This window comes from Collimonas fungivorans, assembly GCF_028292705.1.
Lineage (GTDB): Bacteria > Pseudomonadota > Gammaproteobacteria > Burkholderiales > Burkholderiaceae_D > Collimonas > Collimonas fungivorans_B.
Genome location: NZ_JAQGLV010000217.1, coordinates 1 through 4402, shown reverse-complemented (window position 1 = coordinate 4402; position 4402 = coordinate 1). Strand labels below are relative to the sequence as shown.

The 4402-nt window shown below is 62.2% G+C and carries 5 protein-coding genes; all 5 read left to right on the top strand.

Features of this window, described 5'->3' with window-relative positions; genetic code table 11:
* The coding region (locus JWQ61_RS12270; protein WP_304360773.1) for an NAD-binding protein at positions 1–412 on the top strand (412 nt) is incomplete at its 5' end.
* A gap of 2 nt (positions 413–414) precedes the next feature.
* Complete coding sequence (gene otnK / locus JWQ61_RS12265; RefSeq protein WP_304360772.1) at positions 415–1707, top strand: 3-oxo-tetronate kinase; 1293 nt, start codon at positions 415–417, stop codon at positions 1705–1707.
* Positions 1704–2378, top strand: coding sequence for an aldolase (locus tag JWQ61_RS12260; protein ID WP_304360771.1), 675 nt, complete (start codon positions 1704–1706; stop codon positions 2376–2378). Before otnK ends, JWQ61_RS12260 begins: the two co-directional genes overlap by 4 nt.
* A 57-nt stretch (positions 2379–2435) precedes the next feature.
* Positions 2436–3758 (top strand): MFS transporter, encoded by a 1323-nt coding sequence (locus tag JWQ61_RS12255; protein ID WP_304360770.1) that lies wholly within the window; start codon positions 2436–2438, stop codon positions 3756–3758.
* Between the two features lie 64 nt (positions 3759–3822).
* The coding region (locus JWQ61_RS12250) for a hydroxypyruvate isomerase family protein (RefSeq protein WP_304360769.1) at positions 3823–4402 on the top strand (580 nt) is incomplete at its 3' end.

The following is a 4402-nucleotide window of genomic DNA, read 5'->3' as shown; positions in this document are numbered from 1 at the left end:
GCTGGGCGAAGCGCACGGCATGGGCTCCAAGGTCAAGATCATCAACCAGCTGCTGGCCGGCGTGCATATCGCTGCCGCGGCGGAAGCGATGGCGCTGGGATTGCGCGAAGGGGTCGATGCCGACTCCTTGTATGAAGTGATCACCAATAGCGCCGGCAATTCGTGGATGTTCGAAAACCGCGTCCCGCATATCCTGAAAGCCGATTACACACCGCTGTCGGCGGTCGATATTTTCGTCAAGGACCTGGGGCTGGTGCTGGACACCGCACGGGCCAGTAAATTCCCGCTGCCGCTGTCAGCCGCCGCGCACCAGATGTTCATGATGGCGTCCACTGCCGGCCACGGCGGAGAGGACGACGCCGCCGTGATCAAGATTTTCCCCGGCATCCAGCTGCCGACTGCGCGGGAGTAACCATGCCGGCACAGACAACTCCCCTGCTCGGCTGCATCGCCGATGATTTCACCGGCGCCACCGACCTGGCCAACATGCTGGTGCGTGAAGGCATGCGCACCGTGCAGACCATCGGCGTGCCGGACAGCGCGCCGCAGGATGTAGACGCCATCGTGGTGGCGCTCAAGTCGCGCACGGCGCCTGCCGCCGAAGCGGTGGCCGATTCCCTGGCTGCGCTCGGCTGGCTGCGGCAGCAAGGCTGCCGCCAGTTCTTTTTCAAATACTGCTCGACCTTCGACTCCACCCCGCAAGGCAATATCGGCCCGGTGACCGACGCCCTGCTGCAAGCCCTGGGCAGCGATTTCACGATAGCCTGCCCGGTGTTCCCGGAAACCGGCCGCACCCTGTATCGCGGCCACCTGTTCATCCAGGACCAGCTGCTCAGCGAATCGGGAATGCAGAACCATCCCTTGACGCCGATGACCGATCCGAACCTGGTGCGCGTGCTGCAGCAGCAGACCCCTTCCAAGGTCGGCCTGATCGACTATCCGACAGTGTCCCAGGGCGCCGCACAGATCCGCGCCGGAATCGACGTGCTGCGCCGGCAAGGCGTACGGATGGCGATTGTCGACGCCCTGGAAAACCAGGACCTGTACGCCATCGGCGCTGCCTGCGCCGATTTGGCGCTGGTCACCGGCGGCTCCGGCATCGCGCTCGGCCTGCCCGGCAACTTCGTGCGCGCCGGGCTGCTCTATCCGCAACAAGGTGCGGCAGCCGGCGAACTGCCGGCGGTAGAAGGCTTGTCGGTAGTCCTGGCCGGCAGCGCATCGAAAGCCACCAACGCCCAGGTAAAAACATGGATGGAGAAGCGCCCGGCATTCCGCATCGATCCGCTGGCGCTGGCCGGCGGCGAACCGGTAGTCGCGCAGGCATTGGCCTTCGCCCGGGAGCATCTGGATAAGCAGCCGGCGCTGATCTACGCCACCACTACGCCAGAACAAGTGAAGCAGGTGCAGGCCGAACTTGGCGTCGAACGCGCCGGTTTATTGATCGAACAGGCGCTGGCCGATATCGCCGCAGCCTTGCTGGAGAGCGGCGTGCGGCGCTTCGTGATTGCCGGTGGCGAAACTTCCGGCGCGGTGGTCAAGGCGCTCGGCGTGCGTGCTTTGCGCATAGGCGCGCAAATCGATCCCGGCGTGCCGGCGACAGCATCGATTGGGACCACGCCTTTGGCGCTGGCGCTGAAATCGGGCAATTTCGGCAGCATCGATTTTTTTGAAAAGGCGCTCCGGCACTTGGGCGAAACGCGACTATGAGCACTCAGAAAAACCAGGCCAGCGGCAGCACCACGCTCAAGGAACAGGCGCTGCGCGAAGAAATCTGCGACATCGGCGCCAGCCTGTACCAGCGCGGTTATACGGTGGGCGCGGCAGGCAATATCAGCGCCCGCCTCGACGACGGCTGGCTGATCACGCCGACCGACGCCTGCCTCGGCAGGCTGGCGCCGGCGCAGATCGCCAAGGTCGACCTCAGCGGCCAGTGGGTCGGCGGCGACAAGCCGTCGAAGACGCTGGCCTTGCATCGCGCAGTCTACGACAACAACCCGCTGATGCAAGCCGTGGTGCATACCCATTCGACCAGCCTGGTGGCGCTGACCCTGGCCGGCGTCTGGCATGACAGCGCGGTGCTGCCGCCGATCACGCCGTACCAGGTGATGAAGGTCGGGCGCATTCCCCTGATTCCTTACCGCCGCCCTGGCGATCCGCAGGTAGCGGAACAGGTCAAGTTGCTGGCGGCTGCCGTGCGCGGCGTGTTGCTGGAACGGCTGGGGCCGGTGGTGTGGCATGAAAGCGTTTCGCAAGCCGCATATGCGCTGGAGGAACTGGAAGAAACGGCGCGCCTGTGGCTGATGGTAAAGGATAAACCGGAGCCTCTGAGTGCAGAGGCCCTGGACGAGTTGTATCGGGTATTTGGAGCGCGCTGGTAAGTTTCAAAAAAAAAATAGAAACGTCCGGACTTTAAAAATCAAACTGGTGGAGACAAGATGTCAGCAACAATTACGAACAAAGGCAAACAGGCAACTGCAAGCCTGCCGGCCGAACAAGCCGAAAACCTGTACAAGAAAGTATTCTGGCGCTTTGTGCCGTTCATCATGCTGTGCTACGTGGTGGCCTACCTGGACCGCGTCAACGTCGGTTTCGCCAAGCTGCAGATGTCGCAGGACCTGGGTTTCAGCGAAACCATCTTCGGCCTCGGCGCCGGCATATTTTTCCTCGGCTACTTCCTGTTCGAACTGCCCAGCAACCTGATCATGAACCGGGTCGGCGCCAAGCTGTGGATCGCCCGCATCATGATTACCTGGGGCATCTTGTCGGCCTGCTTCGCCTGGGTCCAGACGCCGACCCAGTTCTATGTCTTGCGCTTTCTGCTGGGGATAGCCGAAGCCGGTTTTTATCCCGGCATCATCCTCTACCTGACTTACTGGTTTCCTTCGCATCGCCGAGCCAAGGTGGTGGCTACCTTCATGGCGGCGATCCCGGTATCCGGCATTTTCGGCAATCCGCTGTCCGGCTGGATCATGCAATCGTTCCACGGCTCCAGCGGCTGGCACGGCTGGCAATGGATGTTCATGATCGAAGCGATACCGGCGATCCTGGTCGGCATTGCAGTGTTTTTCGTGATGGACAACAGCATCCGCAAGGCCAAGTGGCTGACGGAAGCGGAGAAGGATTTCCTGGAAGCGGAAATCCGCGCCGACCAGAAAGACAAACAAAGCCCGAAGTCGACCGCTGCCGTGTTCAAGGACATCCGCATCTGGCACATGTGCCTGATCTATTTCTGCATCGTCATGGGCCAGTACGGCCTGACGTTCTGGCTGCCGACCCTGGTCAAGGCCTCCGGCGTCGTCGGCGATTTCAAGATCGGCCTGATCAGCGCCATTCCTTTTGTCTGCGCGGTGTTCGCCATGATCCTCATCGGCCGCCGCTCCGACCGCATGCGCGAACGGCGCTGGCACCTGATCGTGCCGGCCTTGCTGGGCGCTGTCGGCTTTGTGGTATCCGCGATCGCGGCCGACAATACCGTGATTGCAATCGCCTTCCTGTCGCTGGCCGCCATGGGTGTGCTGACCTGCTCGCCGCTGTTCTGGTCGCTGCCGACGGCCTTCTTGTCTGGTACCGGCGCCGCTGCCGGCATCGCGGTGATCAACTCGGTCGGCAACCTGGCCGGTTTCGTCAGCCCGTTCCTGGTCGGCTGGCTGAAGGATACGACGCACAATAACCAGACCGGCATGTTCATGCTTGCCGGCATGCTGGTGATAGGTTCGATTGCGATCTTGCGCACGCCGGCCAAGATGGTCAACCGCTAACAACGTATTTTCGGGATAAATTTTCAGGACGAATTTTTCAGGACGAATTTTCAGGAGTTATGCAATGCCACGTTTTGCCGCCAACCTCACCATGATGTACAACGAGCACGCTTTCCTTGAGCGCTTTCCGGCTGCGGCCAAGGACGGCTTCAAGGGCGTCGAATTCCTGTTCCCGTACGAGCATGCCGCCGCCGAGCTGCGAGCCCGGTTGCGGGACAACGGCCTGACGCAGGCGCTGTTCAATGCACCTCCGGGCGACTGGGCCGCCGGCGAGCGCGGCCTCGCTTCGCTGCCAGGGCGTGAGGATGAGTTCAAGCGCAGCGTCGCCACCGCCCTGGAATATGCGCAAGCGCTCGGCAATAAAAAACTGCACGTCATGGCTGGCCTGATCCAGCCGCAGCAGGACCGTGCCCGCCATCGCGCCGTGTACCTGGAAAACCTGGCCTATGCGGCCGCGGAAGCAGCCGCGTTCGGCGTCACGATCGTGATCGAACCGATCAATACGCGCGACATCCCCGGCTTCTTCCTGAACCGCCAGGACGATGCGCAGGCGATCTGCGCCGAGGTCGGCGCCTCCAACCTGCAAGTGCAGTTCGACCTCTACCACTGCCAGATCGTCGAAGGCGACCTGGCAGTCAAGCTCA

Coding starts and splice junctions, on each gene's coding strand:
- otnK (WP_304360772.1), top strand. CDS start 415: ATGCCGGCACAGACAACTCCCCTGCTCGGCTGCATCGCCGATGATTTC.
- JWQ61_RS12260 (WP_304360771.1), top strand. CDS start 1,704: ATGAGCACTCAGAAAAACCAGGCCAGCGGCAGCACCACGCTCAAGGAA.
- JWQ61_RS12255 (WP_304360770.1), top strand. CDS start 2,436: ATGTCAGCAACAATTACGAACAAAGGCAAACAGGCAACTGCAAGCCTG.